Annotated in this window: 19 protein-coding genes; 17 read left to right on the top strand and 2 right to left on the bottom strand. The window is 74.1% G+C overall.

The genetic code is table 11. From position 1 onward, the window contains the following. Positions 1 to 7 precede the first annotated feature (7 nt). Positions 8 to 1,081, top strand: a complete 1,074-nt coding sequence (locus tag AB0C84_RS42100; protein ID WP_258945640.1) for a hypothetical protein — start codon at positions 8 to 10, stop codon at positions 1,079 to 1,081. Here the strand turns inward: AB0C84_RS42100 and AB0C84_RS42095 are convergent. Further along, positions 1,059 to 1,928 carry a DMT family transporter gene (locus AB0C84_RS42095; RefSeq protein WP_338743612.1) on the bottom strand — a complete coding sequence of 290 codons (870 nt, stop codon included), beginning with the start codon at positions 1,926 to 1,928 and terminating at the stop codon, positions 1,059 to 1,061. The two genes, AB0C84_RS42100 and AB0C84_RS42095, sit on opposite strands and share 23 nt — an antisense overlap. After that, entirely contained in the window at positions 1,925 to 2,806 is an 882-nt protein-coding gene (locus AB0C84_RS42090; RefSeq protein ID WP_361077462.1) for a DMT family transporter, read from the bottom strand. Before AB0C84_RS42090 ends, AB0C84_RS42095 begins: the two co-directional genes overlap by 4 nt. Positions 2,807 to 3,038: 232 nt before the next feature. Here AB0C84_RS42090 and AB0C84_RS42085 point away from each other — a divergent pair, with 232 nt between their 5' ends. From AB0C84_RS42085 to kdpB, 16 genes are all read left to right on the top strand, one after another. Next, positions 3,039 to 3,503 (top strand): Rrf2 family transcriptional regulator, encoded by a 465-nt coding sequence (locus AB0C84_RS42085; protein ID WP_361077459.1) that lies wholly within the window; start codon positions 3,039 to 3,041, stop codon positions 3,501 to 3,503. Further along, on the top strand, positions 3,503 to 4,732 hold the full coding sequence (locus AB0C84_RS42080; RefSeq protein WP_361077456.1) for a globin domain-containing protein: 1,230 nt from the start codon (positions 3,503 to 3,505) through the stop codon (positions 4,730 to 4,732). The genes AB0C84_RS42085 and AB0C84_RS42080 overlap by 1 nt, the downstream gene beginning before the upstream one ends. A 138-nt stretch (positions 4,733 to 4,870) precedes the next feature. Continuing rightward, positions 4,871 to 5,392: a hypothetical protein gene (locus AB0C84_RS42075; RefSeq protein ID WP_361077454.1), complete on the top strand. Its 522-nt coding sequence runs from the start codon at positions 4,871 to 4,873 to the stop codon at positions 5,390 to 5,392. Between the two features lie 331 nt (positions 5,393 to 5,723). Further along, the gene (locus tag AB0C84_RS42070; RefSeq protein WP_361077451.1) at positions 5,724 to 5,936 is read left to right on the top strand and encodes a hypothetical protein; all 213 of its coding nucleotides are present in this window, start codon (positions 5,724 to 5,726) and stop codon (positions 5,934 to 5,936) included. 220 nt (positions 5,937 to 6,156) lie between these two features. Beyond that, positions 6,157 to 6,591: a hypothetical protein gene (locus AB0C84_RS42065; protein WP_361077449.1), complete on the top strand. Its 435-nt coding sequence runs from the start codon at positions 6,157 to 6,159 to the stop codon at positions 6,589 to 6,591. Next, entirely contained in the window at positions 6,588 to 7,511 is a 924-nt protein-coding gene (locus AB0C84_RS42060; RefSeq protein WP_361077446.1) for a hypothetical protein, read from the top strand. The genes AB0C84_RS42065 and AB0C84_RS42060 overlap by 4 nt, the downstream gene beginning before the upstream one ends. Further along, complete coding sequence (locus tag AB0C84_RS42055; RefSeq protein WP_361077443.1) at positions 7,498 to 8,898, top strand: V-type ATPase 116kDa subunit family protein; 1,401 nt, start codon at positions 7,498 to 7,500, stop codon at positions 8,896 to 8,898. The genes AB0C84_RS42060 and AB0C84_RS42055 overlap by 14 nt, the downstream gene beginning before the upstream one ends. Continuing rightward, on the top strand, positions 8,883 to 9,149 hold the full coding sequence (locus AB0C84_RS42050; protein WP_179841979.1) for an ATP synthase subunit C: 267 nt from the start codon (positions 8,883 to 8,885) through the stop codon (positions 9,147 to 9,149). Before AB0C84_RS42055 ends, AB0C84_RS42050 begins: the two co-directional genes overlap by 16 nt. Continuing rightward, positions 9,146 to 9,376: a hypothetical protein gene (locus AB0C84_RS42045; protein ID WP_361077440.1), complete on the top strand. Its 231-nt coding sequence runs from the start codon at positions 9,146 to 9,148 to the stop codon at positions 9,374 to 9,376. The genes AB0C84_RS42050 and AB0C84_RS42045 overlap by 4 nt, the downstream gene beginning before the upstream one ends. Continuing rightward, on the top strand, positions 9,373 to 9,891 hold the full coding sequence (locus AB0C84_RS42040; RefSeq protein ID WP_179841977.1) for a hypothetical protein: 519 nt from the start codon (positions 9,373 to 9,375) through the stop codon (positions 9,889 to 9,891). Before AB0C84_RS42045 ends, AB0C84_RS42040 begins: the two co-directional genes overlap by 4 nt. Then, complete coding sequence (locus AB0C84_RS42035) at positions 9,876 to 11,384, top strand: V-type ATP synthase subunit A (protein WP_361077437.1); 1,509 nt, start codon at positions 9,876 to 9,878, stop codon at positions 11,382 to 11,384. The genes AB0C84_RS42040 and AB0C84_RS42035 overlap by 16 nt, the downstream gene beginning before the upstream one ends. Continuing rightward, a complete protein-coding gene (locus tag AB0C84_RS42030) occupies positions 11,381 to 12,823 on the top strand; it encodes a V-type ATP synthase subunit B (RefSeq protein WP_361077434.1) in 1,443 nt (480 codons plus the stop codon). The genes AB0C84_RS42035 and AB0C84_RS42030 overlap by 4 nt, the downstream gene beginning before the upstream one ends. After that, positions 12,820 to 13,425, top strand: coding sequence for a V-type ATP synthase subunit D (locus AB0C84_RS42025; protein ID WP_361077431.1), 606 nt, complete (start codon positions 12,820 to 12,822; stop codon positions 13,423 to 13,425). Before AB0C84_RS42030 ends, AB0C84_RS42025 begins: the two co-directional genes overlap by 4 nt. Positions 13,426 to 13,595: 170 nt before the next feature. Further along, the gene (kdpF, locus tag AB0C84_RS42020) at positions 13,596 to 13,685 is read left to right on the top strand and encodes a K(+)-transporting ATPase subunit F (RefSeq protein WP_361077429.1); all 90 of its coding nucleotides are present in this window, start codon (positions 13,596 to 13,598) and stop codon (positions 13,683 to 13,685) included. Further along, positions 13,686 to 15,356, top strand: a complete 1,671-nt coding sequence (kdpA, locus tag AB0C84_RS42015) for a potassium-transporting ATPase subunit KdpA (protein WP_361077426.1) — start codon at positions 13,686 to 13,688, stop codon at positions 15,354 to 15,356. Next, the coding region (gene kdpB, locus AB0C84_RS42010; RefSeq protein WP_361077423.1) for a potassium-transporting ATPase subunit KdpB at positions 15,353 to 16,911 on the top strand (1,559 nt) is incomplete at its 3' end. The genes kdpA and kdpB, both read left to right, overlap by 4 nt.

The following is a 16,911-nucleotide window of genomic DNA, read 5'->3' as shown; positions in this document are numbered from 1 at the left end:
CGATCGCATGGGCAAACGGCTCCTCATCCTCACGGCGGCCATGGGGGCCGGTCACGACGCCGTCGCCGGGGAACTGGCGCGGCGGATCGCGCCGCGGGGCGTGGAGGTGAGCGTCGTCGACGTGCTGGACCTGGTGCCGCTGCGCCTCGGGCACGGGCTCAGGCGGATGTACGGGGGGATGCTCCGCGGCGCGCCGTGGCTCTACGAGTGGATCTACCAGGCCTTCTTCGTGTCGGCGAGCCCGCCGCCGCCCTCGCCGCTCACGGCGCTGATCGCCAGGCGGCTGGAGCGGCGGACCCCGGAGCCGCCGCCGGACGCGGTGGTGTCGACCTTTCATCTCGCGGCGCAGGTCGCGGGGCGGATGCGCCTGCGGGGGCGGCTGGGGGCGCCCTCGCTCGTGCTGGTGACCGACTTCGCCGTGCACCGGATGTGGTCGCACCCGGGCAACGACCGCTACCTGTGCCCGGACGAGGCCTCGGCGCGCGCGGTGGCGGAGCGGACGGGACGTCCGGCCGGCCGGGTCGCGCCCGTGGTGCGGCCCGGGTTCCGGCGCGCGGACGACGGCGGCCGGCTGCGGGCGCTCGCCGGGGCGCGCCCCGATGAGCGGATCGTGCTGGTGTCCGCGGGGGCCTGGGGCGTCGGCGGGGTGGTCGAGACGGCCCGCGGGCTCGCCGCGTCCGGCCGGTACCTGCCGGTGGTGCTGTGCGGGCGGAACCGGCGGCTGCTCGCCCGGATCCGGGAGGACGGGATCGGGCACGCCCTCGGCTGGCGGGACGACATGCCCGGGCTGATGGCGGGTGCGTACGCGCTGGTCGACAACGCGGCGGGGCAGACGTGCCGGGAGGCGTTCGCGTGCGGGCTGCCGGTGGTCACCCACCGGCCCATCCCCGGTCACGGACGGGACGGCGCCGAGGCGATGGCGCGGGCGGGCCTGAGCGCGTTCGCGCGGTCGCCCGCCGAGCTCCTCGAAATGCTGGACGGGCTCGCGGACGAGCGGGTGCGCGCGGCCCGGGCCCGGCGGGTGGACCTGCTGTTCGACGCCGTCCGGGCCGAGCAGGTCATCCGCGCCGCGCTGGGGTGACGGCGCGCTCGTCGTGCAGCAGGGGGGACCGGGCGATGACGGCGCTGCCGAGCAGGATCGCCGCGACGCTCACGACCTCCGCGGCGAGCCACGGGCCGGTCCGGATGCTCTCGTCGAAGAGGCCGACGCCCAGCGCGATGCTGGCGACGGGGTCGGCGACCGTCAGGGCGGGCTGCACGGCCACCAGGCTGCCGCTCTGCAGCGCGTTCTGGAGCATGAACAGGCTCGCGACCCCCGCCGCGGCCATCGCGTAGAGCTCCCAGGACGTCAGGACGGCGACGATGCCGTCGGAGAAGGCGCGCGTGGCCGTCCTCATGAACGCGGCCGTCAGCGCGAACCCCAGGGACGTCGTCACGCCGAGCAGCACGCCGCGGACCGGTCCGCGGATCCTCCACGCCGCCGCCACCAGGGCGGCCGCGCAGCCCGCCGTGGCGGCCGTCGCGATGATCCACTCGCCGGGCCCCGGCACGCCCAGGCCCTCGCTGGGGGCGGCGGCGATGAGCAGCCCGGCCAGGCCCGCGGTGAGGACGGCGACCCCGGCCCACGGCACCTGGCGCAGCCCGCGCGGCGGCAGGAAGGCGATGAGGATCATGGTGAACGGCAGTTCGGAGGCCATCAGCGGCTGGACCAGCGCCAGCCCCGCCATCGACAGCGCGGCGGCCTGCAGGACGAACGCGGCGATGAGCGCGCCCACCCCGCCGAGCCAGAGCGGCTGCCGCAGCAGGTCGAGGATGAGGGACGGTTTGAAGGCGTCGGCCTCGGGCGCGGTCGCGGCGGCCCGGCGCTGGAGCACCGACGCCAGGGCGTTGGCCGCGCCGGCCAGCAGGCCCAGGATGACGGCGGTCACCGGTCCCCGTCCCGCGCTGCCAGCTCGCCCGGTTTGCCGAGGTAGGGCGACCGGCCGAGGACGACGATGCCCGCCACCATGCCCGCCAGCCCCAGCGCCTCCAAGGCCAGGTCACGAGGGGACAGCCGGATCCTCTCGCCGAAGATCGTGACACCCAGCGCGATCCCGGTCAGCGGCTCGGCCGCGGTGCTGGCGGGCAGCGAGATGCGCAGCGGCGCCGCGTCGAAGGCGCTCTGGGCGAACAGCAGCGCGAGCGCCCCGATGAACAACAGGCCGTAGGGCTGCCACGTCCGGAAGGCGGTGGAGACGCCCGCGTCGAACAGCAGCACGACGCTGCGGGTCAGCGTGTCCTGGAGGCCGTAGAGGAGCCCGGCGGCCGTGGCGAGCAGCATCGCGCGGACGCGCAGGTCCCGGTGGCCTCCTCCCACCGCGACCAGCACGGCGAGCCCCAGCACGACCGCTCCGCTCATCCAGCGGGGGGACAGCGCGCCGGGCGGCGCCCCTCCGTGCGGCTGCCCGATGCCGAGGAACAGCGCGACTCCGCCGGTCAGCGTCAGCGACCCCAGCAGGGCCCTGGCGCCGAACGGCTCCCGGTAGATCACATGCGCGGCGGCCAGGGCGAACACGAGGTTGACGGTGAGCACCGGCGTGGCCTGGGCGACGCCGACGAGGTCCAGCGCGAACGCGAACACGAGCTGACCGGCGATCATCAGGGCGATCCCGCTCAGCCACAGCCGGCTGTGCAGCAGGTCCAGCAGCAGCCTCGGATGCAGGATCCGTCCGAGCGGCTCCTGGAAGGCCGCGTGCTGCTGCGCCACGAAGCCCAGACCGATGAGGCAGGCCGCCACCACCGCGACGGCCATCCCGAGAAGGCTCATCCTGATCCACGATTTCCCCCGCCGTGACTCTCGCGTCGATCTCCTACCCGGGTCCGGATATCCGAATCCGTCTTTGAGAACTGTCCGAAACCGGCGGGAATGGCTTTTCCCGGCAGGACGGCGACGTGCGCCCGCGGTGCCGCCGCACGTCACGGCGCTCGTGGCGGGGCCTGTGGCGATTCCCACAGAATTAAATCCGACTCTCAGATTCCGATTCAACTATGATCAAGCCGTGCACCTGACACAGTCGACCGACCTGGCCCTGCGCGTGCTGATGCTGCTGGGCGCGCGGAACGAGCGGCGGTCCGCCGCCGAGCTGGCCGAGCGCCTGCAGGTCCCGCCGCAGCACATGGCGAAGATCGTCCAGCGGCTCCGCCGGGACGGTTTCGTCAGCACGACCCGCGGTCGCGGGGGCGGCGTCGTCCTCGCCGGCGGAGTGACCGAAACCCCGGTCGGCGAGATCGTCCGCGCGCTGGAAGGGCCCGGCGAGGCGGTCGAGTGCGACAGCCCGCCCTGCCCGCTGCGCGACGGCTGCCGCCTGCGCGGGGCGCTGCGGGCGGCGCAGGCGGCCTTCCTGGCGTCGCTGGACCAGGTGCGACTGCGCGACCTCGTGGCCGATCCGACCGGACCGGTCCTGCTGTCCCTGGCGCCGCCGGCGTCCGCCGGTGCGCCGTCCCCCGCGGAGGAAGGTCTCTGATGCTCTCGTCCGACCACGCCGAGATCGTGCGGGCCACGTTGCCCGCCGTCGCCGCCAACGGCACCGCGATCACCGGCGAGTTCTACGCCGCGATGTTCGCCGCGCACCCCGAGCTGCGGAACCTGTTCAACCAGGGCAACCAGGCCAACGGCGAGCAGCGCCGGGCCCTCGCCGGCTCGGTGGCCGCGTTCGCCGAGCACCTGGTGACGGAGGAGTCGGCCATCCCCTTCCAGCGGATCCTCTCGCGGATCGCGCACAAGCACGCCTCGCTCGGCATCCGCCCCGAGCAGTACACGATCGTCGGACGGCACCTGATGGACGCGGTCGCCAAGGTGCTCGGCGACGCGGTGACGCCGCAGGTGCACGCGGCCTGGTCCGAGGTGTACTGGCTCTTCGCGACGCTGCTGATCGCGGAGGAGGCCCGCCTGTACCAGGAGGCCGCCTGCGACCCGCAGGCGCCGTTCCGGCCGTGGCGCGTCACCGAGCGGCGGGACGAGGCCGAGGACACCGTCTCCCTCGTCCTCGCCCCCGCCGACGGCGGCACGATGCCCGCGCACCGGCCGGGCCAGTACGTCTCCCTCGCGGTCACGCTGCCGGACGGATTGCGTCAGCCCCGCCAGTACACGCTGTCCCGGGTGAACGGGGACACCGTGCAGATCACGTTGCGGCGCGTGCGAGGCGACGCCGCCGCTCCCGACGGCGCCGTCTCGACCTTCCTGTTCGAGAACGTCGCCGCCGGCGACGTGGTGGAGCTGTCCCCGCCGTTCGGCGACGTGGTGGTGGAGGACGACGGCGACCCCCTCGTCCTGATCAGCGCGGGGATCGGCATCACCCCGGTCGCCGCGATGATCGACCACCTGGCCGGCGCGGAGCCGGGGCGCCGGGTCCTGGCCGTGCACGCCGACCGCGGGCCCCGCACCCACGCGCTGCGGCGGCAGATCGCCGACGCGGGCGCCAGGATGACCGACTTCCGGCAGCTGACCTGGTACGAGGACCCGGACGGGACCGAGGGCGGGGACGTCCTGTCCGGCCGGATCGACGTCACCCGGCTGCCCCTGCCGCCCAAGGCCCGAGTCTTCATGTGCGGCCCGATCCCGTTCATGCGCGAGATCCGGCGCGGGCTGGCCGAGGCCGGAGTCTCGGACGAACGCATTCACTACGAGGTCTTCGGCCCGGACCTGTGGACGGCGGGCGACCGGCTATCGAACGGCACTGGAATTGTTCGTTAAAGCGAATCGGATGTCTTAATGGGCGTGAACTGACCAGTACGCGGTTCTAGGGGATGAAAGTCTGAAAGATCCCTTGCCTTGCGGGGAATCGAATAGGAAACTTAACTATCAATGTCCCCCCGCCCCAAGGACTCCCTTATGCCCGTACAGACACCTTTGCGGCCCTCGCCGGCCGTGGCGACCGAGCAGCCGGCCCGTTACGCCCTCGCGGCGGCACGGCTCTTCCTGGGCTGGATCTTTCTCTGGGCCTTCGTCGACAAGCTCTTCGGCCTCGGCAAGCCCACGGAGAAGGGCTGGCTGTCCGGCGCCTCGCCGTCCGAGGGTTTCCTCAGCCACGCCGAGGGCCCGTTCAAAGAGATCTTCCACGCGATGGCGGGAAAGGTCTGGGCCGACGCCCTCTTCATGTTCGGGCTCGGCGGTCTCGGTGTCGCGCTGTTCCTCGGGATCTGTTTGCGCCTCGCCGCGATCGGCGGCACCGTTCTCCTCGTCATGCTGTGGGCGGCGTCCCTGTGGCCGGAGGCCAACCCGTTCATGGACATGCACTGGATCTACGCCGCCACGCTGATCGCCGCCGCGCTCGCCGACGCCGGAAAGACGCTCGGGCTCGGGCGGTTCTGGGAACGGCTCCCGGTGATCCGCCGCCACCCTCTCCTCCGCTGACGGCGAGGACGTGAGAAGCGCCTTCCGGGGGGACGACCCGTCCCGACCCCCCGGGAGGCGCTCACGTGAATGTCCGTTGAGGAATACCCTTCCCAGCCAAATCACGGGTCGCAATTCGATTGACCGCGCCAGCAGTTCCGGCGATGCCTGGAGTGCATTGTGACCTGGAGGAGATGTCTGTAGGTAACGGAGCGGAAGCATGCTGTTCTCGAATTCCGAAAGGAAGGGAACCTATGGACCTGCAGACCATCCAGTCGAGCGTCGAGACACCCTCCGAGCGTTCCGCCGACCTCGTCTTCACCGGCACCGCCGTCTTCGTCGCGCACGGCCAGTGATACCCAACGCCACTTCGAGCGCGTTCACCCCCGGCACGCGCGTCGTCGCCTCCATCGTCGAGATCGACAACGCCTGCATCCCGCTCATCGGAGCGGCCCGGATGACCATTCACAACGTCCGGCCGTACCAGGGAGGCGTGCAGGTCTGGGCGAACATCGAATGGAACGCCAACCTGCGCGTCCGGGTCAGCCGCATCTGGGAGACCTGACCCGCCTCCGTGTCAGGTCTCTGCGGGTCACAGCGCTGACGCGCGTTCACTGGAAGGGGTTTCGGCCGCGGTCGGAGCCCCTTCTCCGGGTCTCGGGGACGGCCTCTGGGCGGCACCGCCCGGATGGTCGCCCACCGTGATCGGCTGATCGCTGTTTGTGCTCCCGCGTGGAGGGGATCTTCACCGGCGTTGAGGGGACCGCCAGTCCAGGGGAGGCACGGTGCCGGCACTCCACGACCTTCTGCAGCGGTTCCGCGCTGCCGGAGCGCCGGGCCCCGCGGCGGCCGTCCCCTCGGAGCACCGGGCAGTGGAGGACGAACTGGAACCGGTCTTCGCCCGGTTGGAAGGGGCGGAGCAGGCGAGGCTGCGCACCGTGGCGGCGGCGCACGACCAGGCGCGACGCATCACGGGGTCGGCCCGAGAGCAGGCGGCCGGTCTGGTGGAGCGGGCGCGGGCCGAGGCGCCCGCGGAGCGGGCCGCGGTCGCGGCCGAGATGCTGCGTGCCGCTGAGGACGAGGAACAGGCCATGCGGGTCGCCGCGGAGGACGAGGCGGGACGGATTCGCGAGGCCGCCTCCACCCGGATGGACGGCCTGGTGACCCGCGCCACGGGGATCGTCGCCGGTTTCCTGGACGAGACGAGGGCGTCACCGTGAGCGCGAGCTTCGTCGCCGGCCAGGTCAGGGCCAGGGCGCTCACCCGGAACGCGCTCGGCCCCGGGCGGGTCAGAGCGATCGCGCAGGCGGGGTCCCTGACCGAGGCGCTCGCGAGCCTGGCCGCCACCCCCTATGGCAAGCGGCTTCCCGCCGTGCCGACCTTGGACGCGGCGCAGCACGCGGTCGCGGACTCGCTGCTCTGGCACCTGCGCGTGCTGGCCGGCTGGCTGCCGCCCCAAGGCGTGGTCGCCCTGCGGTCTCTGGCGGGAGCCTTCGAGATCGCCAACATCGACGGTCTGCTCCAGCGTCTGGAAGGGCGGCCCGCCGAGGAACCGTACGCGCTGGGCGCGCTCGCTACGGCATGGCGGGCGCTGGAGGACGCCCCGGACACGGGAACGGTGCGCGACCGTCTCGCCGCCTCGCCGTGGGGCGACCCCGGGTCGGCCGACCCGTACGACATCAGGCTGTTCCTCCGGCTGTCGTGGGCGTCGCGCGTCTCCGGGCTCGACGCGCTCACCGGCGGCTGGGCGGCGGGGGCGGCGGCCGTCCTGGTCGCGGGCGAGCGGTTCGGCGACGGCAGGGACCTCCCCGAAGCCGCCCTCGTGCGGGCTCAGAGGCTGATCGGACGGGCGGCGGCGGAGGCGCCCACCGTGCCCGCCATGGTCGGCCGGCTCGCCCGGGGCGCCCGCTGGTCCCTGGAGGGCATCGATGACGCCGCCGGCCTGTGGCAGGCCGAGACCCGCTGCTGGCGGCGGCTGGAGCGGGACGGCGCCGCGCTGCTGCGCGGCTCCGCGTTCGGCCTCGGCCCGGTCGTCGGGGCGGCGGCCGTGATGGCCGCCGACGTCCGGCGGGTCCGCGCCGCGCTGGAGACGGCGGCGCTCGGCGGCGGACCGGCGGAGGCCTACGATGAGGTGGCCTGAGGGCCTGTGGCCGGTGCGGATGGCGCGCGTCGCGGTCGTGGCCCCCGCCGGCGCCCTGCGCGACGCCCTGGTGCGGGTCGCGGACGCCGGGGTGGTCGAGCTCGATCCCGGACGCCGCCCCCGCGCCGGACGGAACGCCGCGGCCGACCTCGAAGCCGCGGTCCTCGCGTCGGCCCCCGATCCGGGGCGACCGGCCGAGTGGAACCGCCCTGACCTGGCCGAAGGTGAAGCGCAGGTGCGGGACCGCGCCGCCGGCGCGGTCCGGAAGGGGCACGTGGCCGCGGTCGTCGGCTGGATGCCCCGCGCGGCCCATGCCGCGCTCGCCGCCCGGCTCGCCGAGGTCGGCGCCGCCCTGGTGCGGCTGCCGCACCCGCGCGGTGTGGAGGCGCCGTCCCTGCTCCAGGGGGAGGACCGGCGGGAGAGCCTGCGCGGCTCCCTCGTCCCGCTGGTGGCGACCTACGGTCCGGTCCCGTACGCCGACCTCGATCCGACTCCGGTCGCGTGGGCCGCCTACGTCCTGATGTTCGGGATCATGTTCGGCGACGCGGGCCACGGGCTGCTGCTGCTGGCGGCCGCCGCGGCCCTGCTCGCCGGTCGCCCGCGCCGGGCGGCGCGCCTGCGGCGGGCATGGCCGTTCGTGCTGGGCGCCGGGATCACCAGCACGGCCTTCGGCGTGCTGTACGGGGAGTTCTTCGGCCCGACCCGTGTCGTCCCGCGGCTGTGGCTGTCGCCGCTCGACAGCCCGGTCCGGCTGCTGGTGTTCGCGGTGGGCCTCGGGGCGGTGCTGCTGGCCGGCGCCTACGCGCTGGGCATCGTCAACCGGTGGAGGGAGGGGGGCTGGTCCGCCGCGCTGTACGAGCCCTCGGGCATCTCCGGCGCTTCGGTCTTCCTCGGGGCGGGCGCCCTGGCCGCGGGGGCCTACTTCCACCGGCCCGGCGTCGCGGTCGCCGGTGCGGCCGTCGCCGTCCTCGGACTGGTGGCGGCCTCCATCGGCTTCTTCGCCAGGGCCGGGGGCGGCGGCACGGGCGCGGTCGAGACGGTCGTGGAACTGTTCGACCTGGTCATGCGGCTGGGCGCCAACGTGGTGTCGTTCGCGCGCTTGGCGGCGTTCGGCCTGACGCACGCGGCGCTGGCCGCGGTCGTCTGGACGGGGACCGCGGCCCTGTGGCACCACGGCGGCATCGCGCGCGCCGTCGCCGCGCTGGTCTTCGTCTTCGGGACGGCGCTGACGTTCGCGCTGGAGGCGCTCGTCGCGGGGGTCCAGGCTCTCCGGCTGGAGTACTACGAGCTGTTCTCCCGGCTCTTCACGACGCAGGGCCGGCCGTTCCGGCCCTGGCACATCCGCATGACGGCAGAGGAGGTGGACGCCCCATGTCCCCAGGTGTGACGGCGGCGGGCGTGACGGCGGCCGGACAGGCGGCGGCCGCGAACTGGGCCCCGTTCGTGGGCGCCGGGATCGCGGTCGCCGGGGCCTCGATCGCCGCCGGCGTCGCGGTCGCCTACACCGGCGCCGCGGCGCTCGCCGCGCTGAGCGAGCGCCCCGAGCTGTTCGGCCGGGCGATGGTCATCGTCGGGCTCGCCGAGGGCATCGCCATCTACGGTCTGATCATCGGCATCATCCTGATCGGGAAGGCATGACCGCCGCCGGTCGCGTCGCCGTGCTGGGGGAGCGGGCCCGCGTGGAGGGCTACGGCCTCGTCGGCGCGCTGGTCAGCCCGGCGGACGGCCCCGGTGAGGTCCGCGCCGCCTGGGAGGCGCTCGGCGACCGTGCGGCCGTGGTCGTGCTGACGCCCGCCGCCGCCGCGGTCCTGGCGGACGCGCGCCGCCGGCGCCCCGGGGTCATGACCGTCGTGATGCCGCCGTGAACGGGCGCATCGGGAGCGCGCTCGCCCCGGTGCGCGAGGCGCTGGCGGACGGCGCCCGCTCCGAGGCCGCCCGCCTGGTCGCCGACGCGGAGCGCGACGCCGCCGCGCTCGTGGGCGAGGCCCGCGCCGAAGCGTCCCGCGTCCTGGACGGCGCCCGGGCGGAGGGACGCGCCGACGGGGCACTGGCCGCGGCGGCGGCGCGCTCCCGGGCGCGCGCGGCGTCCCGGGCGATCGTCCTCGGCGCGCGCAGGCGGGCCTACGAGGAACTGCGCCGCCGGGTCCGCGGCGAGGTGCGGGCCCTGTTCGACGGCCCGGACGCCCCCGCGAACGAGGAGGCGCTGGCGGCGCGGGCCCGCACGCTGCTCGGAGCCGGCGCGCGGGTCGAGCGCGCGGGCGGCGGCGGTCTGGTGGGCCGCGTCCGCGATGCGGAGGTGGACCTGTCCGCGGACGCCCTCACCGACCGGGCGATGGCGGCCCTCGGGACGGAGGTGGCGGACCTGTGGGCGCCGAGGTGACCCGCGTCAACGGCCCCCTCGTGGAGACGACCGGCATGCGCGGCACCGCGATGAACGACGTCGTCGAGCTCGGCCCGGCCCGCCTCCCCGGGGAGATCGTCGCGCTGGAGGGCGACGCGGCCACCGTCCAGGCCTACGAGTACACCGGCGGACTCGCTCCCGGCGCGGCCGCCGCCACGACCGGCCGCGCCCTGTCCGCGCCGCTGGGCGCGCACCTGCTCGGCGGCGTCTTCGACGGACTGCTGCGCCCGCTGAGCGGCGCGGGGGTCTGGCTCGACCCCTCGGCCCGCGCCCCGCGGGCGGACGCGGACCGGGCCGAGTACTGGCCCGTCCGGCGGCCGCGCCCCTACGCCGAGCGGCTGGACGCCGGCGCCCCCCTGCACACCGGGCAGCGCGTCATCGACCTGCTCTTCCCCGTGCCCCTCGGCGGGACGGTCGCCGTCCCCGGCGGCTTCGGCACGGGCAAGACGATGCTGCTCCAGCAGGTCGCCAAGTGGTGCGACGCCGACGTGATCGTCTACGTCGGTTGCGGCGAGCGCGGGAACGAGATGGCCGACGTCCTCGAAGAACTCGCGGAACTGGACGACCCGCGCACGGGCGGCCGGCTCGCCGACCGCACCGTCGTCATCGCCAACACCTCCAACATGCCGATGATGGCCCGCGAGGCGGGCGTGCACAGCGGCGTCACCGTGGCCGAGTACTTCCGCGACCAGGGCAGGGACGCCGTCGTCATCGCCGACTCCACCTCCCGCTGGGCCGAGGCCCTGCGCGAGTTCGCCTCCCGGGCCGGTGAGCTGCCCGGCGAGGAGGGGTATCCGGCCGCGCTGCCGTCCGCGCTCGCCGCCTTCTACGAGCGCGCCGGACGGGTCCGGACGCGGGACGGCGGCGAGGGGTCGGTCACCGTCATCGGCGCGGTGTCCCCGCCGGGCGGCGACATGACCGAGCCGGTCACCGCCTACACCGAGCGGTTCGTGCGGGCGCGCTGGAGCCTGGACAAGGATCTGGCGTACTCGCGGCACTATCCGGCGGTCTCGTGGTCGGGGTCGTTCGCGCGGGACGTCCCGGCCGTGGCCCGCGCCCACGCCGCCGCCGGGGACCCCGAGTGGGCGCGCCGCCGCGCGCGCACGGCGGGCCTGCTCGCCGAGGCCGACCGCCTCACCGCCCTCTCCGAGCTCGTCGGCGCCGGCACCCTGCCCCCGGCCGAACGGGTGACGCTCCTGGCCGGGCGCCTGCTGCGGGAAGGCGTCCTGCAGCAGAGCGCCCTCAGCTCCAGCGACGCGTCCTGCACCCCCGAGCGCACGGCCGCGCTGACCGATGCCGTCCTCGACGTGGTGGACCGGTGCCGGGACCTGGCCGGCGACGGCGTCGCCGTGACGGCCATCGAGGACCTCGACTACTCGCCCCTCGTGCGGGCCCGCGAGGACGCCCCCGCCCCGGCAGACGTCCATGACCGCCGGGACACGGTCCTGACCAGACTGGACGGCCTGCGGTGACCGACTGGCCGAGGCCGTCCTACACCGGGATAGCGAGGGTGCGCGGACCGCTCGTGGTCGTGACGGGCGCCGAGGACGTGGGGTGGGACGAGTTCGCCGACATCCGCGTCGGGCCGGAAGGCGCCGCGGCAGGGAACGAGGCGGCAGGGGACGAGGCGGTGGAGGACGAGGCGGTGGAGGACGACCGCCACGGGCTCGTGCTGGACACCGCGCGCGACCGCGTCCTGGTGCAGGTGCTGGAGGGGACCGGCGGCATGCGCACCGAGGGCATGCGCGTCACCTTCAGCGGCGCGCCGCTGCGCGTCCCGGTCGGGACGGCCTGGCTCGGGCGGGTCTGCGACGGAATGGGGCAGCCGCTCGACGGCGGCCCGCCGGTGCTGGGCGGCGCGGGCGCACCCGTCGCCGGAGTCCCCCTCAACCCCGTGCACCGCGAACCGCCCGCCGAGCCGGTGCTGACCGGCATCTCCGCCGTCGACGCGCTCACCACGCTCGCCAGGGGCCAGAAGCTGCCGATCTTCTCCCGCGCGGGCCTCCCGCATCTGGAACTGGCCGCCCAGATCGCGGCGCAGGCGTCGGCGGGCGACGAGCCCTTCTGCGTCGTCTTCGCCGCGATGGGCCTCACCCACGCGGACGCCGCCGCCGTCCGGGAGACCCTGGAGGGACGGTCCGCGTCCGGAGAGCTGGTGCTGCTGCTCAACCTCGCCGACGCCCCCGTGATCGAACGGACCGTCACTCCCCGCATCGCGCTGACCGTGGCCGAGCACCTGGCCTTCCAGGAGGGACGGCACGTCCTGGTCGTGATGGGCGACATGACGTCCTACTGCGAGGCGCTGCGCGAGGTGTCGGCCGCCCGCGGGGAGATCCCGGCGCGCCGCGCCTACCCCGGCTACCTCTACAGCGACCTGGCCTCCCTCTACGAGCGCTGCGGGCGCGTCCGCGGGCGCCCCGGATCGGTCACGCTCGTCCCCGTGCTGACCATGCCCGGCGGCGACATCACCCACCCCGTGCCCGACCTCACGGGCTACATCACCGAGGGCCAGATCGTCCTGTCCGCCGACCTGCACGCGCTCGGCGTGTACCCGCCCGTGGACGCGCTGGAGTCGCTGTCGCGGCTCATGCGCAAGGCCGCCGGGCCCGGCCGCACGCGCGCCGACCACCTCGACGTCGCCGCGCAGACGACGGCCGCCCTCGCCGGGGCACGCCGCGCCCGCGAACTCGGCGAGCTCATCGGGGCGGGCGCCCTCAGCGACACCGACCGCCGCTACCTCGACTTCGAGGAGGCCTGCCGGCGGACCCTCATCTCCCAGGGCAGGACGGAGTCCCGCCCGCTGGAGCAGACCCTGGACAGGGCCTGGCGGGCGCTCGCGGAACTGCCGCGCCGCGAGCTCACCATGCTGCCCCGCGAGATGATCGACGAGCGTCTCGGGCGGGAGGGGTGAGCGCGCGGCCGCAGGGACGCGCGGGACGGCTCTGGCTCCGGCAGCGTGTCACGGCCGCCGAGGCCGCCCTCGACCTGCTGGAACGCAAGCTCGGCCTCCTGCGGGACCAGCAGGACGAACTCCACCGGCTCGCCGGCGCCACCGGCGAGGAATGGGAGCGTCGCTGCAGGGAGGCCGACAGGCTGCTGACGCGCGCCACGCTGCTGGGCGGACGCCGGGTGCTGCCCCTGTCCTCGACCGGAGAGCGGGCCGGTCTGACCGTGGAGCAGACCACGCTCATGGGCGTGACCTACCCTCGGCGCGTCGTCTTCGACCTCCCGGACCGGCCCGCGCCCTTTCCGTCCGGCATCGCCCTGGCGCCCGCGCGGCGGGCCTGCCGGGCGGCGCTCGAAGCCGCCTGCGCCCACGCCGCCGCGGCCGCCGCGGCGGCCGCCGTCGATGCGGAGGCGACCGCCACGCGGCAGCGCGTCCGGGCCATCGAACGCCGCCGCCTTCCCCGGCTGCGCGCCGCCCTGAACGAGATCGAGGTCGCCCTGGAGGAGCGCGAACGCGAGGACGGTGCCCGCCTGCGCCTGCTCGCAGGCCACGACGACCGCCCCTGACCCCGCCGGGGCCGCTAAGAGGCCGTCAAGTTCCGCCAAGACTCCCCAAGCGGGCGCTTTACTTCATGCGCTCCTGGAAGGAAGACGACCATGGGCGACGTCGTGTTCGTTCTGCTGACGGTGGCGGTCTTCGTCCTGCTCGCCCTCGTGGTGAAGGGGCTGGAGAGGCTGTGACGGTCGAGAACTCGATCGGTCTCGTGCTGGCCGCGCTCCTGACCGTCTTCCTGATCATCGCCCTGCTGTTCCCGGAGCGTTTCTAGATGAGTTCGACCGTGGCCGGAACCATCTTCATCGTCTCCCTCGCCCTCGCTCTGGCGGTGGTGTACCGGCCGCTGGGCGACTACATGTACCGCGTCTACACGGGGACGCGGCACGCACGCGCGGAACGGGTGGTCTACCGCCTGATCGGGGCCGCCCCGGACGCCGAGCAGACCTGGCCCGTCTACGCGCGCAGCGTCCTGGCGTTCTCGGCCGTCAGCGTGCTGTTCCTGTACGGCTTCCAGCGGCTGCAGAACCATCTTGTGCTGAGCCTGGGGTTCCCGCCGGTTCAGCCCGACCAGGCCTGGAACACGGCGGTCAGCTTCGTGACCAACACCAACTGGCAGTCGTACGCGGGCGAGTCCACGATGGGCGACCTCGTGCAGATGGCCGGGCTCGCGGTGCAGAACTTCGTGTCCGCCGCCGTCGGCATGGCGGTCGCCGTCGCGCTGGTGCGGGGGTTCGCCCGCATGCGGACCGACCATCTCGGCAACTTCTGGGTCGATCTGGTCCGCGGCACCTTCCGGATCCTGCTCCCCATCGCGTTCGCCGCGGCCCTCGTGCTGGTCGCGGGCGGGGTGGTGCAGAACTTCTGGGATCCGGCCCACCACACCGTGGACACGATCGCCGGGGGCGCCCAGACGCTGACGGGCGGGCCGGTGGCGAGCCAGGAGGCGATCAAGCTGCTCGGGACGAACGGCGGCGGCTTCTACAACGTCAACTCCGCCCACCCGTTCGAGAACGCCACCGCCTGGACGAACTGGCTGGAGATCCTCCTGTTCCTGGCCATCGCGTTCTCGCTGCCGCGCACCTTCGGCCGGATGGTCGGCGCCGACGCGCAGGGCTACGCCATCGTCTCGGTGATGGCGACGCTGGCGATCGTCTGCGCCGTGCTCATGCAGGTCTTCCAGCTCACGCACCACGGCACGGTGCCGACCGCGGTCGGCGCGGCGACGGAGGGCGTGGAGACCCGGTTCGGGGTGCCGGACTCCGGGATGTTCGCCACCGGCACGACGCTGACCTCGACGGGCGCGACCGACTCGTCCCACGACTCCTACACCGGCCTCGGCGGCATGATGGCGCTGATCGGGATGATGCTGGGCGAGGTCGCGCCCGGCGGCGCCGGTGCGGGCCTGTACGGGATCCTGATCCTGGCGGTCGTCACCGTGTTCGTGGCGGGGCTGATGGTGGGCCGCACCCCCGAGTACCTGGGCAAGAAGATCGGGTCCCGGGAGATCAAGTTCGCCGCGCTGTACTTCCTGACGACACCGATCCTGGTGCTGGCCGGCACGGGCCTGGCGATGGCGACCGGGGACGGCAGGGCCGGGATCCTCAACCCCGGGCCGCACGGCCTGTCGGAGGTGCTGTACGCGTTCACCTCGGCGTCCAACAACAACGGGTCGGCGTTCGCCGGCCTGACCTCCGGCACCCTCTGGTACAACGCCGCGCTCGGGCTCTGCATGGCCTTCGGCCGGTTCCTGCCCATGGTGTTCGTGCTGGCGCTGGCGGGGTCGCTGGCGCGGCAGGGCCGCGCCCCCGCGTCGGAGGGAACGCTGCCCACGCACCGGCCGCAGTTCGTCGGGCTGGTCGTCGGGGTCACCGTCGTCCTCGTCGCGCTGACGTTCCTGCCCGCGCTGGCGCTGGGACCGCTCGCCGAAGGCCTCCGCACATGACCGCGCGGGGCCGCCTGCTCGATCCGGCGCGGCTGCTGAGGTCCCTCCCGGACGCGCTGGCCAAGCTCGACCCGCGCACGCTGTGGCGTAACCCTGTGATGCTGATCGTCGAGGTCGGCGCGGTGTGGACCACGGTCCTGGCCGCCCTGCGCCCGTCCGCCTTCGCCTGGCTGATCGCGGTGTGGCTCTGGCTGACCGTGCTCTTCGCCAACCTCGCGGAGGCGGTCGCCGAGGGCCGTGGCAAGGCGCAGGCCGACTCGCTGCGCAGGGCGAGGACCGACGCCGTGGCCCGCCGCCTGCTCGACTGGACGGCCGGGCAGGAGCGGGTCCGCGAGGAGGCGGTCGCCGCCTCGCGGCTCCGTGAGGGCGACCACGTCGTCGTCGAGGCCGGAGAGGTGATCCCCGGTGACGGGGACGTGGTCGAGGGCATCGCGAGCGTGGACGAGTCGGCGATCACGGGGGAGTCGGCCCCGGTGATCCGGGAGTCGGGCGGGGACCGCTCGGCGGTGACGGGCGGGACGAAGGTGCTGTCGGACCGCGTCGTCGTGAAGATCACCCAGCGGCCGGGGGAGTCGTTCATCGACCGGATGATCGCGCTGGTGGAGGGGTCGAGCCGGCAGAAGACGCCGAACGAGATCGCGCTGCACATCCTGCTGGCCGCACTGACGATCATCTTCCTGCTGGCGGTGGCGAGCCTGCAGCCCCTGGCGATCTTCTCCAAGGCCATCAACCCCGGGGTCGGCGACACCCTCGCCTTGGACGCGGACGGGGTCACCGCGATCGTGCTGGTGTCGCTGCTGGTGTGCCTGATCCCGACGACGATCGGGGCACTGCTGTCGGCGATCGGGATCGCGGGCATGGACCGCCTCGTCCAGCGCAACGTGCTGGCGATGTCGGGACGCGCGGTCGAGGCCGCGGGCGACGTCAACACCCTTCTGCTGGACAAGACCGGCACCATCACCCTCGGGAACCGGGAGGCGGCGGCGTTCCTGCCGGTCCAGGGCGTAGGTGAGGACGAACTGGCCGACGCGGCCCAACTGTCCAGCCTCGCCGACCAGACCCCGGAGGGTCGTTCGGTGGTCGTCCTCGCCAAGCGGCGCTACGGCCTGCGGGAACGCTCGCCGGGGGAGTTGTCGCAGGCGAGGTGGGTGCCGTTCTCGGCACAGACTCGGATGAGCGGCGTCGACCTGGGCGAGCACGGGAACGGCGGACCGGACCGGATGCTGCGCAAGGGCGCGGCGGGAGCGGTCGCCGAGTGGGTGCGGCGGCAGGGTGGTGCGGTGCCGCCGGCGCTCGGTCAGATCGTGGACGGCATTTCCGCGTCCGGCGGGACCCCGCTCGTCGTGGGAGAGGTCGCGCACGGCACGGCGAAGGTTCTGGGGGTGATCCATCTCAAGGATGTGGTCAAGCAGGGTATGCGGGAGCGGTTCGAGGAGATGCGCCGGATGGGCATCCGCACTGTGATGATCACGGGTGACAATCCGCTGACCGCCAAGGCGATCGCCGATGAGGCGGGTGTGGACGGGTTTCTGGCCGAGGCCAGGCCCGAGGACAA

It is taken from the genome of Actinomadura sp. NPDC048955 (assembly GCF_040649435.1).
Lineage (GTDB): Bacteria > Actinomycetota > Actinomycetes > Streptosporangiales > Streptosporangiaceae > Spirillospora > Spirillospora luteofluorescens.
This window is presented reverse-complemented; position numbering and strand designations above follow the sequence as displayed.

Excerpts from the sequence above, each read along its gene's own strand:
- AB0C84_RS42100 (WP_258945640.1), top strand. The coding sequence starts at position 8 with ATGGGCAAACGGCTCCTCATCCTCACGGCGGCCATGGGGGCCGGTCAC.
- AB0C84_RS42090 (WP_361077462.1), bottom strand. The coding sequence starts at position 2,806 with ATGAGCCTTCTCGGGATGGCCGTCGCGGTGGTGGCGGCCTGCCTCATC.
- AB0C84_RS42080 (WP_361077456.1), top strand. The coding sequence starts at position 3,503 with ATGCTCTCGTCCGACCACGCCGAGATCGTGCGGGCCACGTTGCCCGCC.
- AB0C84_RS42075 (WP_361077454.1), top strand. The coding sequence starts at position 4,871 with ATGCCCGTACAGACACCTTTGCGGCCCTCGCCGGCCGTGGCGACCGAG.
- AB0C84_RS42055 (WP_361077443.1), top strand. The coding sequence starts at position 7,498 with ATGAGGTGGCCTGAGGGCCTGTGGCCGGTGCGGATGGCGCGCGTCGCG.
- AB0C84_RS42050 (WP_179841979.1), top strand. The coding sequence starts at position 8,883 with ATGTCCCCAGGTGTGACGGCGGCGGGCGTGACGGCGGCCGGACAGGCG.
- AB0C84_RS42045 (WP_361077440.1), top strand. The coding sequence starts at position 9,146 with ATGACCGCCGCCGGTCGCGTCGCCGTGCTGGGGGAGCGGGCCCGCGTG.
- kdpA (WP_361077426.1), top strand. The coding sequence starts at position 13,686 with ATGAGTTCGACCGTGGCCGGAACCATCTTCATCGTCTCCCTCGCCCTC.